The organism is Streptococcus sp. HSISS3 (assembly GCF_000448605.1).
Classification (GTDB): domain Bacteria; phylum Bacillota; class Bacilli; order Lactobacillales; family Streptococcaceae; genus Streptococcus; species Streptococcus raffinosi.
In genome coordinates this window covers 1,358,447-1,384,507 of record NZ_CM002130.1, presented here as the reverse complement: position 1 = coordinate 1,384,507, position 26,061 = coordinate 1,358,447, and the positions used below count along the sequence as shown (strand labels likewise).

Annotated in this window: 29 protein-coding genes and 1 pseudogene; 24 read left to right on the top strand and 6 right to left on the bottom strand. The window is 39.7% G+C overall.

Annotation, left to right across the window (positions count from 1 at the left end; all coding sequences use genetic code 11):
* Positions 1 to 48: 48 nt before the first annotated feature.
* From HSISS3_RS06505 to HSISS3_RS11680, 3 genes are all read right to left on the bottom strand, one after another.
* On the bottom strand, positions 49 to 1,212 hold the full coding sequence (locus HSISS3_RS06505; RefSeq protein ID WP_021152142.1) for a tyrosine-type recombinase/integrase: 1,164 nt from the start codon (positions 1,210 to 1,212) through the stop codon (positions 49 to 51).
* A 298-nt stretch (positions 1,213 to 1,510) separates the two neighbouring features.
* Complete coding sequence (locus HSISS3_RS06500; RefSeq protein ID WP_021152141.1) at positions 1,511 to 2,407, bottom strand: Abi family protein; 897 nt, start codon at positions 2,405 to 2,407, stop codon at positions 1,511 to 1,513.
* Positions 2,408 to 2,515: 108 nt separating this feature from the next.
* The gene (locus tag HSISS3_RS11680) at positions 2,516 to 3,148 is read right to left on the bottom strand and encodes a helix-turn-helix domain-containing protein (protein ID WP_021152140.1); all 633 of its coding nucleotides are present in this window, start codon (positions 3,146 to 3,148) and stop codon (positions 2,516 to 2,518) included.
* A 158-nt stretch (positions 3,149 to 3,306) separates the two neighbouring features.
* Between HSISS3_RS11680 and HSISS3_RS06490 the strand changes: the two genes are divergently transcribed.
* The 12 genes and pseudogenes from HSISS3_RS06490 to HSISS3_RS06435 all read left to right on the top strand — a co-directional run bounded on the left by HSISS3_RS06490 (position 3,307) and on the right by HSISS3_RS06435 (position 10,430).
* On the top strand, positions 3,307 to 3,492 hold the full coding sequence (locus HSISS3_RS06490; RefSeq protein ID WP_021152139.1) for a hypothetical protein: 186 nt from the start codon (positions 3,307 to 3,309) through the stop codon (positions 3,490 to 3,492).
* Positions 3,493 to 3,503: 11 nt separating this feature from the next.
* Positions 3,504 to 4,112, top strand: coding sequence for a BRO-N domain-containing protein (locus HSISS3_RS06485; RefSeq protein ID WP_021152138.1), 609 nt, complete (start codon positions 3,504 to 3,506; stop codon positions 4,110 to 4,112).
* Positions 4,113 to 4,341: 229 nt separating this feature from the next.
* Positions 4,342 to 4,542: a hypothetical protein gene (locus tag HSISS3_RS06480; protein ID WP_021152137.1), complete on the top strand. Its 201-nt coding sequence runs from the start codon at positions 4,342 to 4,344 to the stop codon at positions 4,540 to 4,542.
* Between the two features lies 1 nt (position 4,543).
* Entirely contained in the window at positions 4,544 to 4,747 is a 204-nt protein-coding gene (locus tag HSISS3_RS06475; RefSeq protein ID WP_042771913.1) for a hypothetical protein, read from the top strand.
* An 11-nt stretch (positions 4,748 to 4,758) separates the two neighbouring features.
* Entirely contained in the window at positions 4,759 to 5,025 is a 267-nt protein-coding gene (locus tag HSISS3_RS06470) for a hypothetical protein (protein ID WP_021152136.1), read from the top strand.
* 16 nt (positions 5,026 to 5,041) lie between these two features.
* Positions 5,042 to 5,902, top strand: a complete 861-nt coding sequence (locus HSISS3_RS06465) for a primase alpha helix C-terminal domain-containing protein (RefSeq protein WP_021152135.1) — start codon at positions 5,042 to 5,044, stop codon at positions 5,900 to 5,902.
* Positions 5,892 to 7,421, top strand: a complete 1,530-nt coding sequence (locus HSISS3_RS06460; protein ID WP_021152134.1) for a DNA primase family protein — start codon at positions 5,892 to 5,894, stop codon at positions 7,419 to 7,421. Before HSISS3_RS06465 ends, HSISS3_RS06460 begins: the two co-directional genes overlap by 11 nt.
* Positions 7,422 to 8,077: 656 nt before the next feature.
* Positions 8,078 to 8,674 (top strand): hypothetical protein, encoded by a 597-nt coding sequence (locus HSISS3_RS06455; RefSeq protein WP_021152133.1) that lies wholly within the window; start codon positions 8,078 to 8,080, stop codon positions 8,672 to 8,674.
* Between the two features lie 306 nt (positions 8,675 to 8,980).
* Positions 8,981 to 9,376, top strand: a pseudogene (locus tag HSISS3_RS12590) (replication protein).
* A gap of 40 nt (positions 9,377 to 9,416) precedes the next feature.
* Complete coding sequence (locus tag HSISS3_RS06445) at positions 9,417 to 9,728, top strand: hypothetical protein (protein WP_021152131.1); 312 nt, start codon at positions 9,417 to 9,419, stop codon at positions 9,726 to 9,728.
* Between the two features lie 17 nt (positions 9,729 to 9,745).
* The gene (locus HSISS3_RS06440; RefSeq protein WP_042771911.1) at positions 9,746 to 10,153 is read left to right on the top strand and encodes a hypothetical protein; all 408 of its coding nucleotides are present in this window, start codon (positions 9,746 to 9,748) and stop codon (positions 10,151 to 10,153) included.
* Positions 10,154 to 10,244: 91 nt separating this feature from the next.
* Positions 10,245 to 10,430 carry a competence regulator inhibitor paratox gene (locus tag HSISS3_RS06435; RefSeq protein ID WP_021152130.1) on the top strand — a complete coding sequence of 62 codons (186 nt, stop codon included), beginning with the start codon at positions 10,245 to 10,247 and terminating at the stop codon, positions 10,428 to 10,430.
* 464 nt (positions 10,431 to 10,894) lie between these two features.
* Here HSISS3_RS06435 and HSISS3_RS06425 read toward each other — a convergent pair whose 3' ends face one another.
* Positions 10,895 to 11,080, bottom strand: a complete 186-nt coding sequence (locus HSISS3_RS06425; protein ID WP_021145752.1) for a hypothetical protein — start codon at positions 11,078 to 11,080, stop codon at positions 10,895 to 10,897.
* 158 nt (positions 11,081 to 11,238) lie between these two features.
* Entirely contained in the window at positions 11,239 to 13,419 is a 2,181-nt protein-coding gene (locus HSISS3_RS06420) for an LTA synthase family protein (RefSeq protein WP_021145751.1), read from the bottom strand.
* Positions 13,420 to 13,579: 160 nt separating this feature from the next.
* On the opposite strand from HSISS3_RS06420, the gene HSISS3_RS06415 reads away from it, so the two are divergent.
* The 12 genes from HSISS3_RS06415 (at position 13,580) to HSISS3_RS06360 (ending at position 25,096) form a co-directional block, all read left to right on the top strand.
* Positions 13,580 to 14,743 (top strand): class I SAM-dependent rRNA methyltransferase, encoded by a 1,164-nt coding sequence (locus tag HSISS3_RS06415; RefSeq protein WP_037608756.1) that lies wholly within the window; start codon positions 13,580 to 13,582, stop codon positions 14,741 to 14,743.
* Positions 14,740 to 15,417, top strand: a complete 678-nt coding sequence (aroD, locus tag HSISS3_RS06410; protein ID WP_021152129.1) for a type I 3-dehydroquinate dehydratase — start codon at positions 14,740 to 14,742, stop codon at positions 15,415 to 15,417. The genes HSISS3_RS06415 and aroD overlap by 4 nt, the downstream gene beginning before the upstream one ends.
* Positions 15,407 to 16,264 carry a shikimate dehydrogenase gene (locus HSISS3_RS06405; protein ID WP_021152128.1) on the top strand — a complete coding sequence of 286 codons (858 nt, stop codon included), beginning with the start codon at positions 15,407 to 15,409 and terminating at the stop codon, positions 16,262 to 16,264. The genes aroD and HSISS3_RS06405 overlap by 11 nt, the downstream gene beginning before the upstream one ends.
* A 12-nt stretch (positions 16,265 to 16,276) precedes the next feature.
* A complete protein-coding gene (aroB, locus tag HSISS3_RS06400) occupies positions 16,277 to 17,344 on the top strand; it encodes a 3-dehydroquinate synthase (protein ID WP_021152127.1) in 1,068 nt (355 codons plus the stop codon).
* Positions 17,345 to 18,511 carry a chorismate synthase gene (aroC, locus tag HSISS3_RS06395; RefSeq protein WP_021152126.1) on the top strand — a complete coding sequence of 389 codons (1,167 nt, stop codon included), beginning with the start codon at positions 17,345 to 17,347 and terminating at the stop codon, positions 18,509 to 18,511.
* A gap of 29 nt (positions 18,512 to 18,540) precedes the next feature.
* Complete coding sequence (locus tag HSISS3_RS06390; protein ID WP_021145741.1) at positions 18,541 to 19,647, top strand: prephenate dehydrogenase; 1,107 nt, start codon at positions 18,541 to 18,543, stop codon at positions 19,645 to 19,647.
* 9 nt (positions 19,648 to 19,656) lie between these two features.
* A complete protein-coding gene (locus tag HSISS3_RS06385; protein WP_002888994.1) occupies positions 19,657 to 19,995 on the top strand; it encodes a YlbF/YmcA family competence regulator in 339 nt (112 codons plus the stop codon).
* Between the two features lie 54 nt (positions 19,996 to 20,049).
* Positions 20,050 to 21,000, top strand: a complete 951-nt coding sequence (locus HSISS3_RS06380; protein ID WP_021152125.1) for an L-lactate dehydrogenase — start codon at positions 20,050 to 20,052, stop codon at positions 20,998 to 21,000.
* Between the two features lie 80 nt (positions 21,001 to 21,080).
* A complete protein-coding gene (gene aroA, locus HSISS3_RS06375) occupies positions 21,081 to 22,364 on the top strand; it encodes a 3-phosphoshikimate 1-carboxyvinyltransferase (RefSeq protein ID WP_021152124.1) in 1,284 nt (427 codons plus the stop codon).
* Complete coding sequence (locus tag HSISS3_RS06370) at positions 22,357 to 22,848, top strand: shikimate kinase (RefSeq protein WP_021152123.1); 492 nt, start codon at positions 22,357 to 22,359, stop codon at positions 22,846 to 22,848. The genes aroA and HSISS3_RS06370 overlap by 8 nt, the downstream gene beginning before the upstream one ends.
* Positions 22,839 to 23,663 (top strand): prephenate dehydratase, encoded by an 825-nt coding sequence (gene pheA, locus HSISS3_RS06365; protein ID WP_021152122.1) that lies wholly within the window; start codon positions 22,839 to 22,841, stop codon positions 23,661 to 23,663. The genes HSISS3_RS06370 and pheA overlap by 10 nt, the downstream gene beginning before the upstream one ends.
* Before the next feature lie 11 nt (positions 23,664 to 23,674).
* Entirely contained in the window at positions 23,675 to 25,096 is a 1,422-nt protein-coding gene (locus HSISS3_RS06360) for an LCP family protein (RefSeq protein ID WP_021152121.1), read from the top strand.
* Between the two features lie 14 nt (positions 25,097 to 25,110).
* On the opposite strand, the gene HSISS3_RS06355 is transcribed toward HSISS3_RS06360, so the two are convergent.
* Positions 25,111 to 26,049, bottom strand: a complete 939-nt coding sequence (locus HSISS3_RS06355) for an SLAC1 family transporter (protein WP_021152120.1) — start codon at positions 26,047 to 26,049, stop codon at positions 25,111 to 25,113.
* Positions 26,050 to 26,061: the final 12 nt, after the last annotated feature.

Here is a 26,061-nt window from a genome sequence, read left to right as displayed (position 1 = left end):
TTTTAGGTATAGTAAGAGGGTAGCCCAGAAATGGGTCACCCTTATTTTTTATAAATTACTGATAGCTGTTTCATAATTTGAGACAGCTTTTTTTGCGTTTTCTTGGTTAGTATGCCAGTAAGTGTTTTCAGTCATCATTAAGCTAGAGTGTCCTAGTCTGTATTGCACATCTTTAGGGCTAGCTTGAGCGTAGAGCATCATAGTTGTATGTGTATGACGGAAACCATGAAATGATACATTAGGCACGTCAGCAGCCTTAAAATGCTTATCTAGGCGCTTTCTCAAATTACAAGCGAAAGCATACTTTGCTGTAAATACAGAGAATACAATCGTTTCAGAACGCCCTAACTGCCACGCTTGGGCTTGTTGCCTATTTTTGTACTGCTTTAGCATGAGTAACGTAGCCTTGTCAATCGGTATATCACGATAACCAGCGCTTGATTTAGGGGTGTTTATCTCTTGGTATCTGTTGAGTGTTTTATTGATACTGATAATACCATTGTCTAGGTCAATATCAGCCCATTCAAGAGCTAAAGCCTCACCAATACGGCAACCAGTAGCTAATAAAGTCTTATAAAGGACAACATCAAATAGGTTTTCATAGTTTGATTGATCTAGCGTATCGAGATAATCAAGAAACTTTTTTAATTCTTTGTTGTCTAAGTATTTTACAGATGCCTTTTCTTTTTGCTTTTTGCGTGGAACAATGACATCATTGGCAGGGTTGTATTGTATAACTTGAATAGCTACGCCATATTTTAAAATACGCTTATTCATGTTGTGAAGCAAGGAGTAGTTAGCAAATGCCCCTTTTTCGCCCTTATTCGCCTTGTTAGCCCATTTATTCACTTGCTGTTGAATAATAGGCGTAGTGAGTTTTGATAGCTTGTAATCGCCAAATACAGGCAATAAATGCACTCTAACCAAACCCTCCATAGATTGGCGAGTGTTTGGCTTAACTGTATTCTTGTAACTATCCCACCAAACTTTTGCAAGCTCTTTGTATGTTGTAATTGTTGGTTTGTCTTTAACTGTATAACCGTTTGCTACAAAAGCATTGATAACCTCTCTAGCTTTAATTTTGACACCCTTTTTAGTGGATGCTGTCACAGTTGTACGGGCTTTTTTGCCAGTTAGTTGATCAACGCCTAAATAAACGCTAGCACGGTATACAGTAGTACCGTTTTTCTTTTTGACTTCATTTATTTTCATGATATGAACCTTTCCATCAGCAGGCAAGCCGTTATTAAAAGGATTTTAGATTGAATTAGGTTTATATCATGCTGAGCGTTACGAGAACGCTTCTATTTTTGATTTTAAGTAGTCAGGTGGTAAATAATACTAGAGTAGGAAACAAGGCGGATACGGGGCTTATATGGGGAATAGAAAAAGTGTATCAACTAAAAAGCTGATACACTTATTTTCTTGTTGTAACCCTGACCTATATAGAGATACAGGCATAGAGCAGTGTAACCCAAAAGGGTTTCTTTTACGATTGGAAAATATAATATCACTTTTTAGAAATTTTTACAAGTGTTTTAACAAAATTTTTGTACATTTCTATAATTTTTGTATTTTGTTTGTAGTAATCTTCATGTTTTTTAGTACGTTTTGCAATTTTGATAAATTCTTTAAAACGCTGTTTTCCTAGTGCTTTACTACAATATTCACGATGCAATACTACGAGGGAAAATATATCATGTATTTTACGATATTTTATAATATCCCTAGAGATATTAAGCATAGAAGCAAGAGAAGTAATAGAACTTGAAGGGGATAGTGTTTGCTCTAACACATCCACCAGTATAACATTGCTATGGGCGCAAGCGTTACGAATATGGCGAGCATATTTCCCTAACTGCTTCGCTTTTTTTAGCCGTTTATTACTTGGATATTTATCACAATACATTTCAACCAAGTAGCATAGATTCCCAAAGTCCATGACTTCAATCAATACCCATATAGGGATATCATTTTTATGTTTGATATAAACGTTTTTTAGGTAATGATTATTTGATAAAGCGTTTTTAGTATTTGTAAATCCTATAGGATTATAGACAGCATAATCCTTTACTATATCGTATCCATCAACTTTTGGATTTTTCGTTATAACATCCATTAAAGCAGTTTTGATACTATGTTCAACGTCCAGACAAACATCCATTAGGAAGTAACGTATCTGCATATCAATTACAGCCAGGTCAGCTAACGTCGCAAATTCTATATTATATTTACCATCTACTTTATTGAAAAGTTTTCGATAGCTCGATATTTTATAGTAGTAGTTCCGTGTTTGTAATATGTTTTTGGCTGTGTTCTGATCAAAAATATTGAACAGAATACCATTTGCGACCATCTTATCTATCAATGCTTGGTAGCTTAAGAGTTGCTTTCTTTTATCGCTCATTATTCTCCTTTCTATTTGTCACTTTCGCTCATTTTTGCGCTTTAGTTTGTAAAATCGGCTTTCTATTCTTCAATTTCCCCTGTTTTTGCACAATAGAGAGTGGGAGAGTTATTTAATATTATTCTTCTCATTGTATTCCATTGTGGAATATTCCTCTTGCCATGTTTTACTGTATTTAAACAATTCCTTGAACTCAGTTTCTTTCTCATCTTTCATTTGTCCAAAGTATCTACCAGCCGTTATTACATTTAAATATTTGGTATTGATACTTGACATTGACTTCATTAGATCTTTGATTTGATTAATTTGATTATCTGAAAGATAGATAGAATATTTCTCTATAAATTTTATAAAATCTTTATCGAATTCTTTATCCTGTTGTTGCAACTGCGCTAATTGTTCATCACGCATTCTCCAACTCACTAGGTCTAGATAGTAATTTTTTGCTTCTGGACGTGCTTTTAATTCCTCTTTTTCTTCATCTGTTAAGTAGTGATCTGCTTGTTCCTCTAACTCCTTAAGAAAAATCTTTGATGGGCTATTATCGTAGCCAAGAAGATAGCCAACCGATACTCCAAAGTGTTTAGCTAGTAGCTGGGCTTTTTCTGGTTTGATTTGGCGTTCATCATTTTCCCAAGCTATAATGGTACGCTTTGAAACTCCTATTTCATTTGCTAATTTGGTTTGAGTCAACCCTTTTTCTTTTCTGAGGATTTTAAGCCTATTTTCTTGTTTTTCCATGTTTTACCTATTTTCTTTATCTTACGATGAAATTATAACATATTTCAAAGTGAAATAAAACAGCACTTTTTTGTTGACAAATAAAATAAAGTGCTATATAATGACACCATAAAATAAAAGTGACGAAAAACAGCACTTTTTTAGAAAGGAGGTCTTTTATGCAAATTACAAAAGACCAAGCGAAAGCCGTCCGCAGAAAGCAGGCGGATAATATGTTGACGGCTAAGGCAACGGCTGAAGCCATTGGTGTAACTGCTGTAACTTATCGCCGTATTATCAAAGGCGGAGAGTTTAAGAATAGAGTTTATGCTAAAGTCATGGAATGGCTAGCAAAAGATTATTAAGGAGGCGGTGAATGGAAAAAAATGAACAATGGAACGGACATAGTATCCGTTTTGTAGAACACAACGGCGAATGGTGGGCGGTATTGGCTGACATTGCTAAAGTGTTAGAGTTAGAACAAAGGTTTATAAAAAGACGTTTAGAAGATGACGTGTTTTCAAAACACCCCATCACAGATAATTTAGGACGTCAGCAAGAAATGCTTATCGTAAATGAGTTTGGTATTTATGAGACTATATTTTCTAGTCGTAAATCCGAGGCAAAAGCTTTTAAATTATGGGTGTTTGAAACCATCAGACAGCTAAGACAAGTAACTGGTTTAGAAGGTTTTGAAGTATTTAGAATGCTGGATAAGGAACACCAAAAGCAAGCGATGGCAAGGCTAAGTGAAGGGCTGGAACAAGTTTCCTCGAAAGACCTTATCAAAGCTAACACCATAGCTAATAAAGCCGTTTCTAACAAGTACGGTCTACCAAAGATGGTAGGTAAGTCTCAAATGACCGAGCCGATGTTGAAAGACAGAGAACCCCTACTGGAGGACACTGTTGAACTTATGTTGGTCAAAGAAAAATACGACTTAAACATCAGTATCTCAGACATTATTTATAGCAAAGCAAACTAAAAAAACGCACCACAAGGAGCGTGAGAGCAACAAAAAAAGGCTTTGAGAGCGACCAAACTATCAAGCCTTTCACACACTAACTAAAACACAATTAAGAGGCAGGCAAGCCGTTATTAAAAGGGTTTTAGTATATATTTGATACCTAGATTATACCATGATTTGGGGATCTTGACCATACGGAGGGACTATCCCTTAAAAATAGCAAGACGTAAGAAAGAGGATTATCAGGATGACACCGAACATAAACAAGACGACACAATCAGAGTTTGATAACTTCATGGTTAATTTAAAAGAAAACGAACCTAATCTATTCCAGTTTATCGTTGATTTTATCAATAAAAAAGTATCTATCCAGGAAGTAGTAGCTTTCCAAAAGATGGAACATGAAGAGCGACAGTTATATATTAAAAACTACAAAGCGAGGGCATAACATGAATGAGTTAAACCTAACACCAATACAAGCTCTAATACTCATCCCAATCTTACTTTATCTAGTTTGGAAGTTATGGCGCTATGAGAGCCCCATAGAGCTTGATATTAGCCCACAAATTGACAAGGTAGAGGAAAACACCACTGACCACGTGCAAGAGCGCTACGGTGCTTATATACATCTTGCCAACAAGCATTATAACTAGGAGGGCAGAACATGGGAACATTTTCAGTTGAATTTGAGCAGGGGCTACTTGATAAAGTGGATGAACTTGCTCAAAAGAAGTTGGAGCTAGAACGACAGCTACAAAATAAAACGGGCTTGATAAGCGCCAAGGTTTTAAAAGAAGAGCTTGGCATCACAGGAACAACGCTTGGCAATTGGATAAAAGCAGACTTGAAAGTCTATCAGTCACCGTTTGAAAGTAGTAAAAAGCAGTATTTTAGAGTTTCAGACGTGATCAACTTTCTGTCTGTACGCTAGAAAGAGGGTGCTAAAAATGCCTATTTATGAAAGCAAAGGGTTTGGGAATGACTTAAATTTATTTGATAAAAAAGCACCCTTTGACTATATAGCAGATTTTAGACCTTTCGGAGTCCCTAAAGGTGTAAATATTGACGATTTTAAGCGCAATTCAGCCCCCTACTGTATTGCTGGCATGGTGAAACAAGACGAGAACGGCAACTACAAACGCAATAACGCTAGTTTGGTTTACCGTAATTTGATTTTCTTAGACTATGACGAGCTAGAGGCTAATATAGACTTTCCTACCGTGGTCGATAAAGCTTTACACGGGTATTCTTATATAGTTTACCCAACTATTAAGCACACGGCTAATAAACCACGTTATAGGCTTGTGGTGAAGCCTAGTTTCGTAATGAACGAGCAAACCTATAGGCAGACTGTCCAAGAGATAGCAGACAAAATCGGGCTACCTTTTGACAGTACAAGCCTAACATGGTCGCAGTTACAAGGCTTACCAGTAACTACTGGTGACCCTGCTGACTATAAAAAGATTGTAAATAGAGGGCGTGATTATCCCGTAGCAAATACAGTTACGGCTAGTCAGAAACCACACTATCACACACCATGCCAAAGCGGTAATAAAACAATTACCATGCGTGTGCTTGATACCCTATTACATGGCTTTGGTGACGAGGGTGGGCGAAATGTTGCGGTAACTAGGTTTGTAGGGTTATTGTTGTCAAAGTGGGTTAATGCAGACGTAGCCACTGCCTATGAGCTAACAACCATAGCAAATAGCGTTACTAATAACCCTTTACCAGTCGAGGAACTAGCAAGGACTTTCGACAGTATTGTTAGGTCAGAAATCAGAAAGAGAGGTGTCCATGGAAATTGATATTGATGATTTGCAAAAAAAACTAGATGAAAGCAAGGCTATTGAGCCACCTAAAAAAATGAGGGAACTATACAACCTACTATGGGAACTTGGTGAGGTATGGCGTAACGAGCACAAAGAGGAAAAAGAAATCACTAGCGGCAAGAGAAAAGGCGAGGTAGAAACCAAAATACCACGCCCCAGCGTTGCTGAAGTTGCTAATATTTTACTTAGAAATTGCTACTTTACCTTTATTGGATACAGCAAGCTAACAGACAGTAGCCAGCTATATTTTTACCATTTGGATCTAGGCTATTACATTGCTAGCCGTGATATAGTCAATAAACTAATTCTAAAATTTGACAGCAGGCTAACATCTAAGCGTTTTACCGAAGAAGTGATTATATTTCTAAGGACAGAAACAAAAATCAAGCCTCCTATGCAGGAAAGCCATTTAATCCCTGTTAGAAATGGTATTTTTAATTTACATACCAAAGAACTTGAACCATTTAGCCCTAAGAATATCATCACCACTAAGATAGCAACAGCATACAACCCAGAGGCTCAAAAATCTTTACTTGGTAGCTGGTTTGATTTTGATGAGTGGTTAGAAGGTCTTGCTTGTGGAGATAAAGAAATCATTACCCTGCTTTGGCAAGTCATGAATGAGGCTATCAATCCTAACCGCACTCGCAAAAAGATGGTTATTTTAACTGGAGATGGGAACAACGGGAAAGGGACTTTTCAAGCCTTATTAGAAAATCTGATAGGCAAGGAAAACATCAGCAACCTTAAGCCCAACCAATTCCAAGAAAAGCACCTACTTTCAGCGCTTAATGGTAAGGTTTGTAATATTGGTGATGATATTTCTGATAAATACCTAGACAGTGTTTCCGACCTAATGAGTATTGTCACAGGCGACACAATACAAGTAAACCCTAAACATTTACAGCCCTATGAGGCTAGCTATCGCCTATTATGTATCTTTTCTGGTAATGGTATTCCTAGAAGTCGAAATAAGTCGCAAGGCTGGTACAGGCGTTTATGTATCGTCCCCTTTAACGCTGATTTTAATGGCACGGTTGAGCGCCCAGAAATCAAGGACGAGTTTATCAAGTCTAAAGAGTTGCTGGAGTGGGTGCTTTTCAAAATTCTAAACATGGCTGAGTTTGATAGATTTATAGAACCTAAAGCGGTCAAGGATATGTTAGATGAATACAAAGAAGATAACGACTTTTATTATTCTTTTGTAGTTGGTACATATATCCCTAACGGCTACCATGAGTTACGACATGTACCCTTACCCATCATCAAACAATGGCTTAAGGAATATACCGAAGATGAGGGGATCCAAAACGCTAATCTATACAGGTTTGGCAAGAAAGTGCTTGCTGTACTGAACAAGGAAAGTGATGGAACATATACCATAAAGACTGGTCGAGTACCACTAGAAGATTATAAAACATTAGATCCAAACGATTTCTATGACAGAAAGCTGAGGGGAGTCCCAAAAGGAATACATAGAGATGACAAAAAATAGTAAGAGGAATCAAAAGTTTGTGACCGTGTGACCAAGTTGTGACCAAGATTTTTTAAAGACAGTCACACGCTGAAACCTTTGATAATACTGAATTTTTTCCTTTTGTTTTTTATAAATGTGACCGTGTGACTATCTTTTTTATTTATATATATAAGGGTTAACAAGTTGTTATCTTTCTATATAAATAAATTTTTCAAAAGACGGTCACAAGATTTTGATACCCCCTAAAAACCTTGGTACTACTGACTTAAAAGGTGTGACCAAGATTTTTAAAAAGATGGTCACAATGGCAACTGTTAATGTAATTGATGTAAGACATTCAGAGGTTTGTTTGAGTGATGGTAAAAGATTTAAGGCATTTACCAATGTGAAGGTATTATACAAGTAGCAACACAGATGAAAGGGCAAGTAAATGGAGATACTAGATGGCTTTATTTATTTTAGAAATTATGGTAAAATAAAAATGTTAGAGATCCCGAAGTTTGGAAGCGTAACGCTAAAAACACAAGATGGCAAGATTGTCTCAAGCGTGGAATCTAAAACAACACAATATAAAAAAGAATACTGACTGAAAAAATCAGAGGTATAGCATAAAGTAGAGTAATCTATTTTGGCTATGCCTCTTTTGTTTTTGGAAAGATTGGAGGAAAAAAGAAATGCCAACATTGCAAGAAGTAAAAAACCAGATGGACAAAGTACGGACACAATTAGAGATTTTTGATCGCTTTGATGAGGAAATTGAGAAAGCAGAGAAAGAAGTCAAGGCTATTAAATCCAAGAATGCGGATGTACAAACATTTGAAGATTTTCAAGCTATTGATGCAAAAGAAAAGTATATTGCTGATATGAAAGCCCAAAGAACAAAACTTGAGAAAGAACGGATTGACTCAATCGTAGCAGACGCTAGAAAAATCGATGCCCCAGGTTATTTAGAAACAGCATTAGAGCAAGATGAAACCGTTAAGCGTCAGCGTCAAGAAATCAAGCAGAAATCTATTGAGCTTTTGGAATTGATTGCGAATTATAACGAAAACTACAAAAATACTGCTAAAAGATTGGCGGATGAGGTAAGAGAAACAGGGATTGAAGAATTATTTAACCGCCTGAATACGTCGCCAGAATATAGCGGAGCAAGTAAGCCTTATATCTCCAGTGGTGTAACCGGTTACATGGGTAATCAATACCGCTATTTAGATCCAAAAGCTGATTTGGCGTTTTTTGTGAATCGTGTTAACCATTTTGAAGGAGAATAATAAATATGATTGATAAAGAACTAATTTACAAACCTAAACGAAAATAGACACTTTCCAAGGGGGTGAGAAATCGCCCCCTTTATGAAGTTAAAAACCATGCTTGTCTTGACCAAATTTTCTAAGCGTGGTGATTAAAACAATTTGAAAAAACAGCCACAAGGGTAACAAAAAGGGTAGTATTTTAGAGAATACAACCTAAAAACCTAGTAAAATCAACGTACTAGGGGCATTCAGATTATAATAAATTCAAATAAAGGAGTAAAAACATGACTGACACCCCCCTTTATTTTTGTTTGGAGGTAACAGATGGCGAGAAACGATAAAAACAGCCTTACAACAAAGCAGATCAAGTTTATAGATGCCATGCTGACCGAGCCGACTATTGAAAAAGCGTGCTAAAAAGCAGGGGTATCAAGGGCAACAGGTCATAAGTATCTTAAAGTTGCAGCAGTTAAAAAGACATTGAGAATAAAGCAAGATGAGATGATGGATAAAACAACTCAAATGCTATATCTAGCATCGTCTAATGCCGTTACTGTACTTAGTGACATTATGCTAAATACCAAGGTTAACCCGTTCATAAGAACTCAAGCAGCAAAGGCAATACTTGAACAATCTTATAAAACCCATGAAATTTTTGGAGTAGTTAGACAAATTGAAGAATTGAGGTTGGAAATTGAGGAAGTATCTAAAGGAAATTGAAGAGTTACGAGAACTCAAGGAATTGTTAAGTAATAGGAGTATGCCAGAGTGTATTATTGTTGAAGGAAACGATGACCTGGGAGAATTTTTCCAAATTGATGGCGAGTTATTTAGTGATAATGAGCTTTTAGAAAACTTTAAAAAATGGCATGAGTGGGAAGTGCCAGTTATTATTGATGATTGGTGTAATCGTACCCTGAATGAAGATGAAACAGAGGTTTTATACTTTCCTACTCATGAGGATAAAATGGACTATATCCGATTTAACAAAGGTTTAGAACCTCTATGTCACACACTAGATAAACCTTATACAACAATCTCAAAAAGTGAATGGTTAAAGCTATTGGATTGATAGTCTAGGAGGTATCAATGACCGAGAAAAAAATTGAGCGTATTTCTGTAATACACCGAGAAAAGATTTTATGGCTCAAGTGGTACTTTATGAGAGATAAAGAGAAACCTAAGTATAGTGTCCTTGAACGTGAAATGTTTGATGCTGCTAAAAATCAAGATATGCTAGCCTATCAAAAATACGTTACTATCAAGCAGATAACAGATATTAGGGTACAGACAAGCCCAGAGGACGTGCTAGAGACCGTAAAAGAGGTTTACGTCTATAATCGTATGAATGTAATCGGAGCTTGTCAGAGGATACTATTTCTTACTCAATCATCTGCCTATGCTAAGCTGAATAAGTGGTTTGAGACTTATTCGGATTTGTATTTCAGTATTATACCTTTGCTTGATATGGAGGTATATCATAGGCTTGTTGATTAGTAATACAAAACAATCGCTTTAGGATAAAACTAGGGCGATTTTTTGATATTTTAGAAATCTTTTACGAATAGATAAGTAAGGAGGAAATAAAATGAGTGAAGTAAAATATATCTTTGATGAGGCAATTGAAAAAGGTTGGTTTGGTGACACGGTAAAAGTTGTAAGAAGAAATGGCAAGGTCTTTGATTTTGTGCTAGAAGGTGAGAAAGTACAGCCTCATGAGGTGGTTAGTATCGAGAGTTTGGGCAGTGTTATCCATGAAATTTCTTCTTATTAAATCTAAGAGTTTTAGATACGCTACTTTAATCGAGCCGCTAAACCATTTTTACTTACCAGATTGGCGTGAGATAAATCAGTTAATTCGATATAAAAATAGCACCTCATTGGGTGCTAATTTCTTGCCTGCTGAACTCATAAATTTAATACCTTTTTTACTACCCCTCAAAAATACCCTACTTGTTTGTACCTTGTCACTTTTACTAGATTAGACAAAATAAGCTCTTTAAAATTGTGCATTTTTTGGGGTACTATATAATAGGTAGATAACTTGAAAAAATAAAACGTTGATTTAACAACGTTTCTAAGGACTCTAGTTTAAAACTAGGGTTCTTTTTTGCTATCCGAGGGTCAAGAAAGGGGTAAGGTTGATAAACTCATAAAACGTCAGATATCCAACACTTTTCAATAAGTCTTCTGAATAAAAAATCCCCTCAACCCTAATGTGATTGAGGGGATTTAGGCTTAGAATAAGCCTTTAATCTTGTCTAAAGCACCACTAATCATTTCATTCCCAGAAACAAGAGCTTTTGCTTGGTCGAAGTACTCGCCTAAATTATCTTTATTGTCCTCGAAAAATGTTTTTGCAGCTTCGAAATCTTTTTTCTCGATCATTTCTTTCACTTGGTTAAATAATTCCAATGGATTCATGTCTGTTCTCCTCTAAAAGTTTTCTTATAAATCCTATTTAATCATGCTTGTAGAAAACTAGCAAGAAATATGTTTGAGGGGATTATCTAAAGAATCAGCATTTCATCTAAGTGTTGGTAAACTAAAAAAGGCAGTCCCAATTGGACTGCCTTAATGGCCTATTCTTGTACAGTGGATGAGCTTTGTTCGGAAGAACTAGAACTTGAACCAGAATTTTCGGGTTCTGTTGGGTGAAGCTCTTTGTAAGACGGTGTCTTGAATAGGTCAGCTGTTGAGTGATTGCCTTTTTCTTTATAAAGGCTAGTCGATTTGTCTTTCAGTTTTTTATTGATTTCTCTTAGTTGTTCCATTTGTTTGGTATAAGAGATGGTGCTTGGGTCAGTATGTTTTAAGCCATTAGGTGTGTAGAAACGAAGGAGGTCACCGGTCTGGACAGCGTCACTCATAGAAAGCTGAGTTGCCACTGCCTTTCGAATGGCTTCGTTGTTTTTCCTTGTCGTCTCATCAGGATTGGTGATTTCCTCACCTGTTTGAGTGTTATAAAGTCTACCAGAATAGCTAGTGTATTGAGGAGTCACATACTGTCCAGATGTTCTAAATGCGACGGTTTGCTTATTATCAGGTGATAAGAGGTCTTGCCCCATCTGAATGTATGAGCTAGTGTCGACACCGAGAATATGAAGAAGTGTTGGTAGGGCATCCACTTCGCCACCAAAGGTGTTAGAGATGCCACCACCGGTATATCCAGGAATATGGATCATATAAGGGACACGTTGAAGCATAGCTTTGTCATAGTTAGACCATGTTTCAGAATTTTTTCCAAGAAGATCAGCTAGATTACTGCTTCGTGTATCAGAGATACCGTAGTGGTCACCGTACATCACAATAATGGAGTTATCATAAAGACCAGTAGCCTTGAGGTAATCGAAGAAGTCCTTGACAGCTGAGTCAAGGTAGTTAGCTGTTGCAAAATATCCGTTAACGGTTTCATCTTTTGTTTCAGCAAGTGGGAAACCTTGTTCCTTTTCATCGCCTGACAACGAAGTGTATGGGTAATGGTTAGATACGGTTAGGTATTTAACGTAGAAAGGTTGTTGCATTTGTTCCAAGTATTTGATAGAACCTGGAAACATATACTTATCGTTTAGGCCATATTGGAAGGAGTTTTCCTCGGTTTTCTCAGTGAAGGCTGAGGAATCGAAGAAATAGTTATAACCCCACTGTTTGTAGGTGTTATTTCGATTCCAGAAGGAACCGGTGTTTCCATGGAATACAGCGGATGTATAACCACCTGTTTGAGCAAGAATAGATGGAGCAGCATAGGCAGTGTTTGTACCACCATAGTTTACCATATATGACCCTGTACTTAGTCCAAAGAGAGACGTTTCCATCAAGGTTTCGGCATCAGAGGTTTTCCCTGACTTGACTTGGTGGAAGAAGTTTGAAAAGGCAAGGGTCTCGTTTGAATGATAAATGGAATTGAGGAATGGGGTAACTTCATAAGACTTACCATCGACTTGGAGCTTGTAATCAATCAGGAACTGTTGGAAGCTTTCCAAGTGAATGACAATGACATTTTTTCCCTTGGCAATTCCGAAATACTTAGGATCTGGTGCAACGTAGTGTTCTTTGACATAGGCTTGAACCTTTTTCATATCCTCAGCTGTTGCAGAAGAACGAGCTTGCGAAGCCTGATAAGTCAGGTTACCAGAATAAGCGGTAAAGAAGGGAATACCCATAGCACGAACAATATAGTTGTTTGAGAAACCACGTGTTAGCAACTCACCCCGGTTAACTTCTGCTAAGAAAAGGTTAACCGATAGAAGGAGTGTCGCCAGTGCTGTAACGGCAAAACTAGCTCGTTTATTAAAGGGTTTACTGTCTGTTTGGAGTTTCTTTCTGAAACCAGCGTAAATGAAGAAAGGAATATCGATTAAGTAAAAGATATAACTTGGTTCAAAAAGGTTCTTGGCTGAGTCTCCAAGTCCTGCTGCTGAGCTGGAGCTCGCTAGTATGGTATTTACCGTGATGAAGTCCGTAAACTCTCCAAAGTAGACCACATTGGCAATGAGCAGAAGGTTAAGGATGACATAAATAGCAATCGTGATGCTATAAAAGAATCGTCGTTTCTTGAAGTAAAGCCCCAATCCTAGAAGCATTAACCCTAGCGGAATGGGATTAATCAGCGAAAGCATAACCTGATACTTGCTTTCCAACTCAAGATTAATATTGACGTAATAAGCGAATATGGTTTTTAGCCAGTAGAAAAAGAGCAACAAGAGGATGAATCCAAGTCTTGATGACACTCCTTTCCAAAAGGCGTCAATTAATTTTTTCAAAGCAATACTTCCTTTGATTCTGTATTATCCTAACTATTATACCAAATAACAAAATGACTCTCAAAAATTTACTGCCATCTGGTGTGATATTCCTTGACATATAATTGGTAAAATCTAGTTATGAAACGGAAATACGAGGATTTTTTGGTATAATAGTAACATGAGTATATTGACGGTAAGTCCCATTGCGGAGAAAAAAATCAAACAAGGAAAGCAATTGCTTTTGGCTGAAGATTTTCCAAATGTAAGTGAAAACAATCAGTTGATTTATCTTTATAACCAGTCTAAGACTTTTTTAGGAACGGGCTATTTGTCTAGCCAAAATAAAGGTATAGGTTGGTTTCTCTCTAATAAAAAGCAAAAATTGACTCTGGCTTATTTTCAGAGGCTTTTTGAACAGGCTAAGCTTAAACGCCAGACTTACTATGACAATGAGTTGACGACGGCTTTTCGTCTCTTTAATCAAGATGGAGATGACTTTGGTGGCCTCACCATTGATTTATATGGAGATTATGCCCTCTTTTCATGGTACAATGCCTTTGTTTATTCCTTGAAGGATGTTATTGTAGAGGCTTTTCAAACGGTCTTTCCTGAGGTTTTGGGAGGCTATGAAAAAATCCGTTTTAAGGGTCTTGATTTTGAATCGGACCATCTTTTTGGAAAAGAGGCGACTGATACTTTTACCATTTTGGAAAATGGAGTAACTTATGAAGTTTTCCTCAACGATGGGTTGATGACAGGGATTTTCCTTGATCAGCATGAAGTTCGCGATGGTTTAGTTAATGGTTTGGCTCTTGGCAAATCTGTCTTAAATATGTTTTCTTATACAGCAGCTTTTTCAGTTGCTGCTGCTATGGGAGGTGCAATTGAGACCACTTCAGTCGATTTAGCAAAGCGGTCACGTGAATTGTCCACAGCACATTTTAAGGCTAATGGTTTTAGTATGGACAATCATCGCCTCGTCGTAATGGATGTTTTTGATTATTTCAAATATGCCAAGAAAAAAGGTTTGACCTATGATCTTATCGTTATTGATCCACCAAGTTTTGCTCGTAACAAGAAACGCACCTTCTCAGCAAGTAAGGATTATCATAAGTTGATTGCGCAGAGTCTTGATATCCTGACAGAGCGTGGAACAATCATTGCAAGTACTAATGCAGCTAATATGACTGTGCAACAGTTTAAAAAGCAACTGCGTAAGGGTTTGGGTGATGTTTCGGCGGATTTTGTTAACCTGCAACAATTGCCAGCGGATTTCACCGTCAATCCTAATGATCCGGCATCAAACTATTTGAAAGTATATACAATAAGGGTAAATAAATGAAAATTGTAGTTCCAATTATGCCTACTAGCTTAGAGGAGGCACAAGCGCTTGAATTGTCTCGTTTTGCTGGGGCAGATATCATTGAATGGCGTGCAGATTTTTTGGATAAGGATAGTATTTTAACGGTTGCACCGGCCATTTTCGAGAAATTTGCCGGTTTTGAAATTATCTTTACCATTCGTACAACACGTGAAGGTGGAAACATTGAATTGACCGATGCAGAGTATGTGGCGCTTATCAATGATGTGTCTGCTATCTATTCGCCAGACTATATTGATTTTGAGTACTTTACACACAAGGCGCTCTTTGATCAGATGCTTGGGTATTCAAATTTGGTGTTGTCTTATCATAATTTCAACGAGACCCCAGAAAATCTTATGGAGCTCCTGTCTGAAATGACGAATTTGACGCCACGAGTCGTTAAGGTGGCTGTTATGCCACAACATGAGCAAGATGTTCTTGACCTTCTGAATTTCACACGTGGTTTTAAGGCCTACAATCCTAATCAGGAGTTTGCTACCATGTCAATGGGTAAACTTGGTCGTTTGTCTCGCTTGGCGGGTGATTTGGTAGGGTCATCATGGACCTTTGCTAGTCTTGACAATGCCAGTGCACCGGGCCAAGTTAGTTTGGCAGATATGCGAAAGGTTAGGGAGGTTTTGAATGCAGATTGATGGATATACACGCTTAGCTGCTGTCGTTGCCAATCCAATCAAACATTCCATTTCTCCTTTTATTCATAATTTAGCTTTTGAAAAGACACAAGTGAATGGTGTCTATCTTGCTTGGGAAATTCCAGAGTCAGATCTGGCTGAGACTGTTGAAAATATTAGACGTTATGATATGTTCGGTATCAATCTGTCTATGCCCTATAAGCAGAAGGTTATTCCTTTTTTGGATGAGCTTAGTCCTGCAGCACAATTGATTGGTGCGGTTAATACGGTTGTTAACCGTGATGGCCATTTGATTGGTCATAATACAGATGGTTTTGGTTTTTTTGCCAGCCTCAAGAATTTCAGTCCTAAAGGTGCTCATCTAATGATTTTGGGTGCTGGTGGAGCAGCTAAGGCTATTGTGACGCAAGCTGTTCTTGACGGTGCCAAAAAGGTCAGTATCTATGTTCGTCCCCAGTCATTGGATAAGGCAAAAAACAGTTTTAAGACCTTGATGGACCAAACGGATGGTCACTTGGAATTTCATGCTTTAAGTGATGTTGACTATTTTCAAGAAGAACTAGGCCAGGCCGATTTATTGGTGAATGCGACAAGTGTAGGTATGGATGGAAAATCCTTGCCAATCGCCAAAGATACTATATTTCCTAAGGGGCTTTTGATTGCGGATATTATTTATCAGCCTTTTGAAACGCCTTTCTTGGCCTTGGCTAGACAACAGGGGCTGGAAGCCGTAAATGGTTTGGGCATGTTACTGCATCAAGCAGCAGGTGCCTTTAAACTATGGACGGGTAAGGACATGCCAACAGATGCTATTTGGCAGGAATTAGAAAAGATATACAATAGCTAGGAGGGGACAGCGATGAAACTAGAGGTAAATTTAACACATAACCCTTATGACATTATCATTGAAAAGGGAGCTCTTAAGATGGTAGGTCAATGGGTCAAGTCACTTTGGAAACCACAAAAGATTGCACTTATTACAGACAACCATGTGGGTGGCTTATACGCTGAAAGAGTTAAGCTTAGCTTGGAGCATGAGGGCTTTGAGGTTGTCGTTTTTGATTTCCTAGAAGGTGAAGCAAGTAAAAATCTTAGGACTGCTAACAAGGCTTATGAATTTTTGATTAAGAATGGCATGACACGTAGTGATGGGATTGTCGCTCTTGGTGGTGGCGTTGTTGGCGACCTAGCAGGCTTTGTCGCTTCAACTTATATGCGTGGGATTCATTTTGTTCAGGTCCCAACTAGTCTAACTGCCCAGGTGGATTCATCTATTGGTGGTAAGACAGGTGTGAACACGCCTTTCGCTAAGAATATTGTGGGAACCTTTGCTCAACCTGATGGGGTCTTGATTGATCCTAATGTCCTTGAGACACTTGGTAAACGTGAATTGATTGAAGGTATGGGTGAGGTTGTCAAATACGGTTTGATTGACGATCCTGAACTTTGGCACCTCCTTGAGAGCATTGATGGTTCAGTTCACAGTATTTTAGAAAACTCAGAAACTATCATTTATCGTTCATGTAATGTGAAGCGTAAAATTGTCGTTGAAGACGAGTTTGAAGGTGGGGTTCGTATGTACCTAAACTTTGGTCATACGATTGGGCACGCTGTTGAACAAACCGCTGGTTACGGTAAGGTTATGCATGGTGAAGCGGTTGCTATCGGAATGGTTCAGATTTCACGTGTGGCTGAGGAAAAAGGACTAATGCCTCAGGGTATCACTCGTCAAATTGCCGAGATGTGTGCCAAATTTGGTTTGCCAGTGGATTATGAGCCATGGCGTGTTGAGGAGCTCTATACTGCTCTCACACATGATAAAAAGGCTCGTGGTAATAGCATTAAGACTGTTATCGTTCCAGAAATCGGTAAGGCAGCTATCAATCAGATTCCTTTGGTTGAAATGAAAGAATACTTGGAGAAATAAATGAGATATTTAACAGCAGGTGAGTCTCACGGACCACGTCTAACAGCAATTATCGAGGGTGTTCCAGCTGGTCTTCCCTTGACGGCTGAAGATATCAATGGTGATTTGAAACGCCGCCAAGGTGGTTATGGTCGTGGTGGCCGTATGAAAATTGAGTCTGATAAGGTTGAAATCACTTCTGGTGTTCGTCATGGGAAAACTACAGGGGCTCCAATTACCCTCCATGTCATCAATAAGGACCATCAAAAATGGTTGGATATCATGGCTGTGGAAGACATTGAGGACCGTTTGAAAACCAAACGTAAAATCACTCACCCACGTCCTGGTCATGCTGACTTGGTTGGTGGTATGAAATACCGTTTCGATGATTTACGTAATTCTTTGGAACGTTCTAGTGCGCGTGAAACAACTATGCGTGTGGCGGTTGGTGCTGTCGCTAAACGTATCTTGGCTGAGCTTGATATTGAAATTGCTAACCATGTGGTGGTCTTTGGTGGTAAGGAAATTGATGTGCCTGAGAATTTGACGGTCGCTCAAATCAAGGAATTGGCTCAACAGTCAGATATTTCAGTTGTTAACCAAGAGCGTGAACAAGAAATTAAAGATTACATTGACCAAATCAAAAAAGAAGGTGATACCATTGGTGGTGTCGTTGAAACGGTCGTTGGGGGTGTCCCTGTGGGTCTTGGCTCTTATGTGCAATGGGATACAAAACTTGATGCCAAGATTGCCCAAGCAGTTGTTTCCATCAATGCCTTCAAGGGTGTCGAGTTTGGTCTTGGTTTCAAGGATGGCTACCTCAAGGGTTCTCAAGTCATGGATGAGATTCTTTGGAATGAAGAAGACGGCTATACGCGTCGCACCAACAACCTTGGTGGGTTTGAAGGTGGTATGACCAATGGCCAACCAATTGTAGTCCGTGGGGTTATGAAACCCATTCCAACCCTTTACAAGCCTTTGATGTCAGTAGATATCGAAACACACGAACCTTACAAGGCAACAGTTGAGCGTTCAGATCCAACGGCCTTGCCGGCAGCAGGTGTTGTTATGGAATCCGTAGTTGCTACAGTCGTAGCTAATGAAATCTTGGACAAATTCTCTTCCGATAACATGGAAGAATTGAAAGAAGCGGTGGCACGTCACCGTGATTATGTGAAAAACTTTTAAGCAGCATCAATGAAAAGATGGGAGTAGTAATGAGTAAGAAAACGATTTATATCGCAGGCTTGGGTCTGATTGGAGGTTCTTTGGGTCTCGGAATTAAAAGAGATCATCCCGATTATGAGATTCTTGGATATAATCGCTCTGACTATTCTCGAAATATTGCGCTGGAGCGTGGGATTGTTGACCGAGCAACAAATGATTTCAAGGAGTTTGCTCCGTTGGCGGATGTGATTATCTTGGCTGTGCCTATCAAGCAAACAGTGTCCTACTTGAAAGAGTTGGCCAACTTGAACTTGAAAGATAATGTCATCATCACAGACGCCGGCTCAACCAAGCTTGATATTGTTGAGGCAGCTGAGCATTACCTAGCAGGAAAAAATGTTCAGTTTGTAGGTTCCCATCCTATGGCTGGTTCCCATAAATCAGGGGCTATTGCAGCCGACGTGACGCTTTTTGAAAATGCCTATTATATTTTCACACCGACAAGTCTGACAAGAGAGACAACTATCCCAGAGCTTAAGGACATCTTGTCTGGGCTTAAGTCACGTTTTGTGGAGATTGATGCGGCTGAACACGACCGTGTAACCAGTCAAATCAGTCACTTTCCCCACCTTTTAGCTTCTGGTCTTATGGAGCAGGCGGCTGATTATGCTCAGGCTCACGAGATGACTAATCACTTTGCGGCTGGGGGGTTCCGAGATATGACCCGTATTGCTGAGAGTGAACCTGGTATGTGGGCTTCCATTCTCATGACTAATGGGCCTGCCGTTTTGGATCGTATTGAAGATTTCAAAAAGCGTTTGGACCATATTGCTGATTTGATTAAGGCTGAGGATGAGAATGCTATTTGGGAGTTCTTTGACAACGGTCGCAAGAAACGCAAAGAGATGGAAATCCACAAAAAGGGTGGCGTGGAAAGTGCCTTCGATATTTTTGTGGATGTTCCTGACCGTGAGGACGTTATCCTCAGCATTATGGAATTGTTGCGGGGAACGTCTTTGGTTAACCTTCGGATCAATGAAGAAAATCGTGAAGATATTCACGGTATCCTTCAAATTACTTTTAAAAATGAAAAAGATCGCACGCATGCTAAGACTGTTATTGAAGCCAATACAGACTATCATGTGGTGATCGCCTAGGAGAATACAATGACAAATATTTATGATTTAGCAAATGAGTTGGAACGTGGCATTCGTGCCCTTCCTGAGTACAAAACTTTGGTAGAGAAAAAAGAAGCCATTGCAGCTGATGCTGAAGCTAGTGCGCTTTTCAAAGAGTTCACTGACTTCCAAGAGGATTTCTATGCCAAAATGCAAGCTGGCAAAATGCCAACGGCTGAAGAACAAGCATCTGTTCAAGAACTCGGACAAAAAGTGGAAGCTAACGCCCTCTTGAAAGAATACTTGGCTGCACAACAAGGTTTGTCAGTTTATTTGAATGATATTGAAGGTATCATCTTCAAACCTTTGCAAGAATTGAATAGTTAATAAGTGAAGCTTTGTCGATTGACAGGGCTCTTTCTGCATTAAAGGAGGTAAATTATGGCTCGTAAAATTGGAATTATTGGAATGGGAAATGTTGGTGCTGCGGTAGCTCATGGGGCAATCGCTCAAGGATTAGCCGATAGTTATGTCTTTATTGATACCAATGATAAAAAGGCTGAAGCAGATGCTCAGGATTTTAAGGATGCCATGGCTAATCTGCCTAGCTATGCTAAGATTGTTGTCAATGATTATGCAGCCCTTGAAGATGCTGATGTGATTATTTCATCGCTTGGTAATATTCAGTTGCAGCATAATGCTGGTGAAGATCGTTTTGCTGAATTTCCATTTACCCGAGAAGCAGTCTATCAAGTTTCTCAAGAACTCAAAAAGTTGGATTTTAAAGGTGTCCTTGTGGTTATTTCAAATCCTGTTGATGCCGTATCAGCTCTTTACCAAAAATTCACTGGTTGGCCAAGAGAACGTGTGATTGGGACAGGGACTTTACTCGATACGGCGAGAATGAAGGCAGCGGTAGGAGATGATTTATCAGTCAATCCCAAATCAGTATCTGGCTACAATCTTGGCGAACATGGGAATTCCCAATTTACAGCCTGGAGTCAGGTTAAGGTGAAAGGCCAAGATATTACAGCTTTAACAAGCCAAGAAGAACGTCAAGCACTCTTTATGACTTCCATGAAGGGTGGTCACAAGGTCTTTTATGGTAAGGGCTATACCTCTTACGGCATTGCCAGTGCGGCTCTTCGTTTGGTGTCTATTATCCTTTCGGATGCTCAAGAAGAAGTGGCAGTATCAAGCTATCAAGAAGCATATCAAACCTATCTTGGCTATCCAGTCATCCTAGGGCGTCATGGGGTGGCTGCTCCAGTTCGCTTGTCTTTGTCGGCTGAGGAAAAAAATCTTTTGCAGGAGTCTGCTAACTTGATTCGGAACCGTGTTCAAGAGGCGGTTGCCTTCTTGAAAGAAAAGTATGGCAATACAAACGAGTGAATATTTTGACAATTCAGTCTATGGTTGGGCTTTCGATTATGGTATAATGAGAGTAACTATAAAATTTTCAGGAGTAACCTATGAAACTAGAAACCAAGGCCCAAGGTCTTCATGGCAGCTTGCGTATCCCTGGTGACAAGTCAATCAGTCACCGTTCGATTATGTTCGGAAGTCTTGCCAAAGGTGTGACAACTGTTCGTGATATTTTACGAGGTGAGGATGTCCTCTCAACTATGCAGGTCTTCCGTGATTTGGGTGTGACTATCGAGGATGATGGTGATGTGGTACGCATTCACGGTGTTGGTTTTGATGGTCTCAAGGCTCCTCAAAACAAGTTGGATATGGGTAACTCTGGGACATCTATTCGCTTGATTTCAGGTGTGCTTGCAGGTCAAGATTTCGATGTAGAGATGTTTGGAGATGATTCCCTTTCAAAACGTCCGATGGACCGTGTGACCATTCCATTGCGTCAGATGGGTGTAGAGGTTTCTGGTCAAACAGACCGTGATTTGCCACCATTGAAAATGCACGGTAGCAAGTCCCTTAAACCTATTCATTACCAATTGCCTGTGGCCTCTGCTCAGGTAAAATCTGCTCTTATTTTTGCAGCGCTTCAAGCTGATGGCGAATCTGTCATCCTTGAAAAGGAAAAAACACGTAATCATACGGAAGATATGATTCAGCAGTTTGGTGGTCAGCTTCAGGTAGATGGCAAGGAAATTCGTATTTCTGGTGGCCAAACTTTCACTGCTCAAGAAGTTGTGGTTCCAGGTGACATTTCTTCAGCGGCCTTTTGGTTGGTAGCAGGACTTGTGGTACCTAACTCTAAGATTGTCTTGGAAAATGTTGGTATCAACGAGACGCGTACGGGTATCATTGATGTGATCAAAGACATGGGTGGTAAGATTACCCTTTCAGATATTGACCAGGTTGCTAAATCTGCGACCATTACGGTTGAAACTTCAGAACTTAAAGGAACTGAAATTGGTGGAGATATCATTCCACGTTTGATTGATGAACTTCCAATTATCACACTCTTGGCGACACAAGCCCAAGGTAAGACTGTGATTCGTGATGCTGAAGAACTTAAGGTCAAAGAGACTGACCGTATTCAGGTGGTAGCGGATGCCTTGAATGCTATGGGTGCTGATATTGTACCAACTGAGGATGGTATGATTATCACTGGTAAGACGGTTCTTCATGGGGCAGAGGTTAATACCTTGGGTGACCACCGTATTGGTATGATGACAGCTATTGCTGCCCTTTTGGTTCAAGATGGTGAGGTTGACTTGCAACGTGCGGAAGCTATCAATACAAGTTACCCAAGCTTCTTTAGTGACTTGGAAGGATTGCTCAATGGCTAAAGTTTTATTGGGCTTTATGGGAGTTGGTAAGAGTTCCGTCGCTCCATACCTGGATGGTCGTTTCGTGGATATGGATCAGGTCATCGAGGAGAAAATCGGCATGTCCATTGCTGATTTTTTTGCAAAAGAAGGTGAGGCAGCCTTTCGTCAGATTGAGTCTGAGACTTTGGAAGAACTTCTCCAAGAGGGAGATGATGTCATCATCTCTACTGGAGGTGGTGTCGTTGTAACGGAGCATAATCGTCAGCTCTTGGCCAAAAATCGTAAGCATAATGTTTGGCTCCACGCTTCTTTTGATGTGGTCTATGATCGCATTCAAAAGGATACCAAAAATCAACGCCCCCTCTTTCTCAATCATTCAAAAGAGGATTTTAAGGCTATTTACGACGGTCGAATGGCACTCTATCAAGATTTAGCAGATTTGGTTGTCACAGTTGATAACCGAACGCCAGAAGAAGTAGCAAGGTTTATCAAATGTATGTAGGTTATTTGGGCCCAAGTGGGTCGTTTACACATAATGCAGCCTTAAAGGCTTTTCCTGAGGCAGAATTGGTTTCATTAGGCACCATTACTGAGGTTATCAAGTCTTATGAAGAGGGACGTGTGGATTATGCGGTCATTCCGGTGGAAAATTCCATTGAGGGCTCTGTTCATGAGAGTTTAGACTATCTCTTCCATCAGGCTGATATTCGTGCTGTGGCAGAGATTGTTCAGCCCATCAAGCAGCAGTTGATGGCGACTAAGCATCATGAGAAAATTCAGAAAATCTTCTCACACCCACAGGCCATTGCTCAAGGGAAAAAGTATATTAAACAGCATTTTCCACATGCCAAGATTGAGACAACAGCAAGTACAGCCTTTGCGGCTCGCTTTGTCGCTGATAATCCAGATCAGCCTTATGCAGCAATCGCTCCGCATGCAGCTGCTAAGGAATACGGTCTTCAAATATTGGCTAAGGATATCCAGGAGATTGAAAAGAATTATACCCGTTTTTGGGTGCTGGGGAACACTGTTCCTGAGATTCCGCTCAATCAGATTGATTGTAAATTAACGCTGGCCTTGACCCTGCCTGACAATATGCCAGGGGCACTTTACAAGGCCCTATCGACCTTTGCCTGGCGAGGCATTGACTTGACCAAGATTGAAAGCCGTCCGTTGAAGACGGTACTTGGCGAGTATTTCTTCATTATTGATTGTGATTATACAAAGGAAAAGTTGGCTCAGTTCGCTCTTGAAGAGCTAACTGCAGTTGGAATTGGATATAAAATCTTGGGTGCTTACCAAGTCTATGAAATTTAAAGGGAAATCTTATGACCAAATCTAACAATGGGCCGTTTACGCATCATGAACGGTTACGTTACAGCTATCTTTTAAAAAATCTTGCTCACCTGAATGGACAGCAGGCTTCAGAATTCAATTATCTACAAGGAAAGTTAGATGCTTATGAAGCTGAGCGGAGGTATCAAGCGCAAAGAGAGGACTATCAAGCAGCATGGCGCCAGCCTTATGACAATCGTTATGACTACTATCAAGAGCGTGATTATGAGGCTGCCAATCAGCTGACAGAGGAAGGGCTTCCCATCTATCGAGAGGAAGTTGCTCAAAGTAAACCTAAACGTAAAAAGGTTCAAAGACAAGCAGCACCTTCATCAACGTCGGCTCCAAAGTCCAAGTCGCAAGTAGCCCAGAAGAAGCGGCCAAAGAAAAAGAGAAGGCTCAAGAAGGTTGTCAAGCTAGTACTTAGTTGCTTGAGTCTAGGAGTTGTGTTCCTGGTGCTAGCCATGGCTTATCAATTTTACAAGGGAACAGACCTTTCTGCTGCGGGTAATAATGGTAAATCCTACCAGCCTGCTATAGTTGAGACCTTTAATGGCAAGGATACTAAGGATGGGGTTAATATCCTTATTCTAGGTTCTGACCAACGCGTTAGCCAAGAATCTACCGATGCCAGAACAGACTCCATTATGGTGGTCAATGTGGGCAATAAAGAAGGTAAGGTTAAGATGGTTAGCTTTATGCGAGACACCTTGGTCAATATCAAGGGGGCCTCAGAAACCGACTATTCTCAGGACTTGAAACTCAATACGGCCTTCAATATTGGTGAGCAAAATAATCATCAAGGGGCAGAGCTCATGCGTGAGACACTCAAACGCAACTTTGACATTGATATCAAGTACTATGCCATGGTTGACTTTGAAACCTTTGCGACAGGGGTTGATACCCTGTTTCCAAATGGTGTGGAAATCAATGCGAAGTTTGCGACCATTGATGGTAAAAAAGTGTCTTCGGTCCAAGTTCCAGATGATTTGAAGATGGACAAGAACGGTCACGTGCCAAATCAAACCATTAAAGTTGGTAAGCAAGATATGGATGGCCGTACCCTTCTGAATTATGCCCGTTTCCGTAAGGATGACGAGGGAGATTATGGCCGTACCAAGCGCCAGCAACAAGTGATGCAGGCTGTCATGAAACAGCTTAAGAATCCACTTAGCCTCTTCAAAGGGCCTGAGGCTTTGGGGAAGGTTTACTCTCTAACCTCAACCAATATGAGTATGACAGACATGTTGGACTTGGGGCTTTCAAATGCTGGTAGTTTCAAAAAAGGTATTAATTCGCAAACCATTCCTTCGGATGGTGATTGGATTGACAGCTATGATTTGTATGGCGGTCAAGGGATTGAAATTGATTTTGACAGTTACCAGGATAAATTAAAGGAACTAGGATTTAGATAAGAAAAGAAGCAGGTTCACACTGAACCTGCTTCTTTTTTGGTATGAAGAGCTTGTATAAGCGCCTTGTATAAGAGTTTTAGAAAATGATAGAGCAAATAGGTCATGATAATAAGAACGATGACGAACTCTACCTTATAAATCAATTGGGTAGCTGGATTAATTAAACCAAGACTGGTGGTAGCTGCCTTAAAAGCATTGACACTATTGACCAAGGGAAAGCTAAAAGCTGCAAAAAGTGGCATAAAGCCTTTTCTAACTAGCTTTGCGAAGAGACCAAGAGCGTAGAAAAAGAATGCTTGTGAGAATAAAAGTAGGGCAAGTAAAATGATAGTTGCAGGTCTTTGATTACTCTTGATTGAGCTGGTAATGAGAAGGGCCAGAGGTGCTGCTAAAATGGCAAGAATAGGCTGATATAGGTGAGGGATGGCTATCTGTTTCATTCTCCATAAAACAAGTGGAAAGAGGGCTAAAGTCGCAAATCCCGTTACTCCCAGAATAAGTCCCTTGATGCTAGTTGGAAGACTAGCGGGTACTGTCATAAGACTGATAGCTGGGCCAACATAGACCACGAACCAGCTTGGATAAACTTGATTCAAAGAGAGTGGGCGTAAAAAACGCAGACTGAAAAAAATAATATAGGCAATATAAAGTCCAAGGAGTCCAATCCAAGTCACACTTAAGCCTGTCTGAGCTAGTGGGAGGCGGCTGGCAAATAGAAAGGCAGCCATAAAGAAACTAGCAAAGGCTGATGCAACGACTGGGTTTCGCAAATCTTCTCTTATTTGTTCAAATCCAAGAATCAAGCGTCCCAGTATAAGTATAAAACCTATACTGGCTAAACACCAAATACCCTGAGCAATCAGGGTATAGTGGCTTATTTGATTGGATAAACTAAAGAGGGCAAGAACTAGACTAGATAGGGCCAAGGGAATTTTCTTAAAAAATACCTTCATTGGTCCACCGGC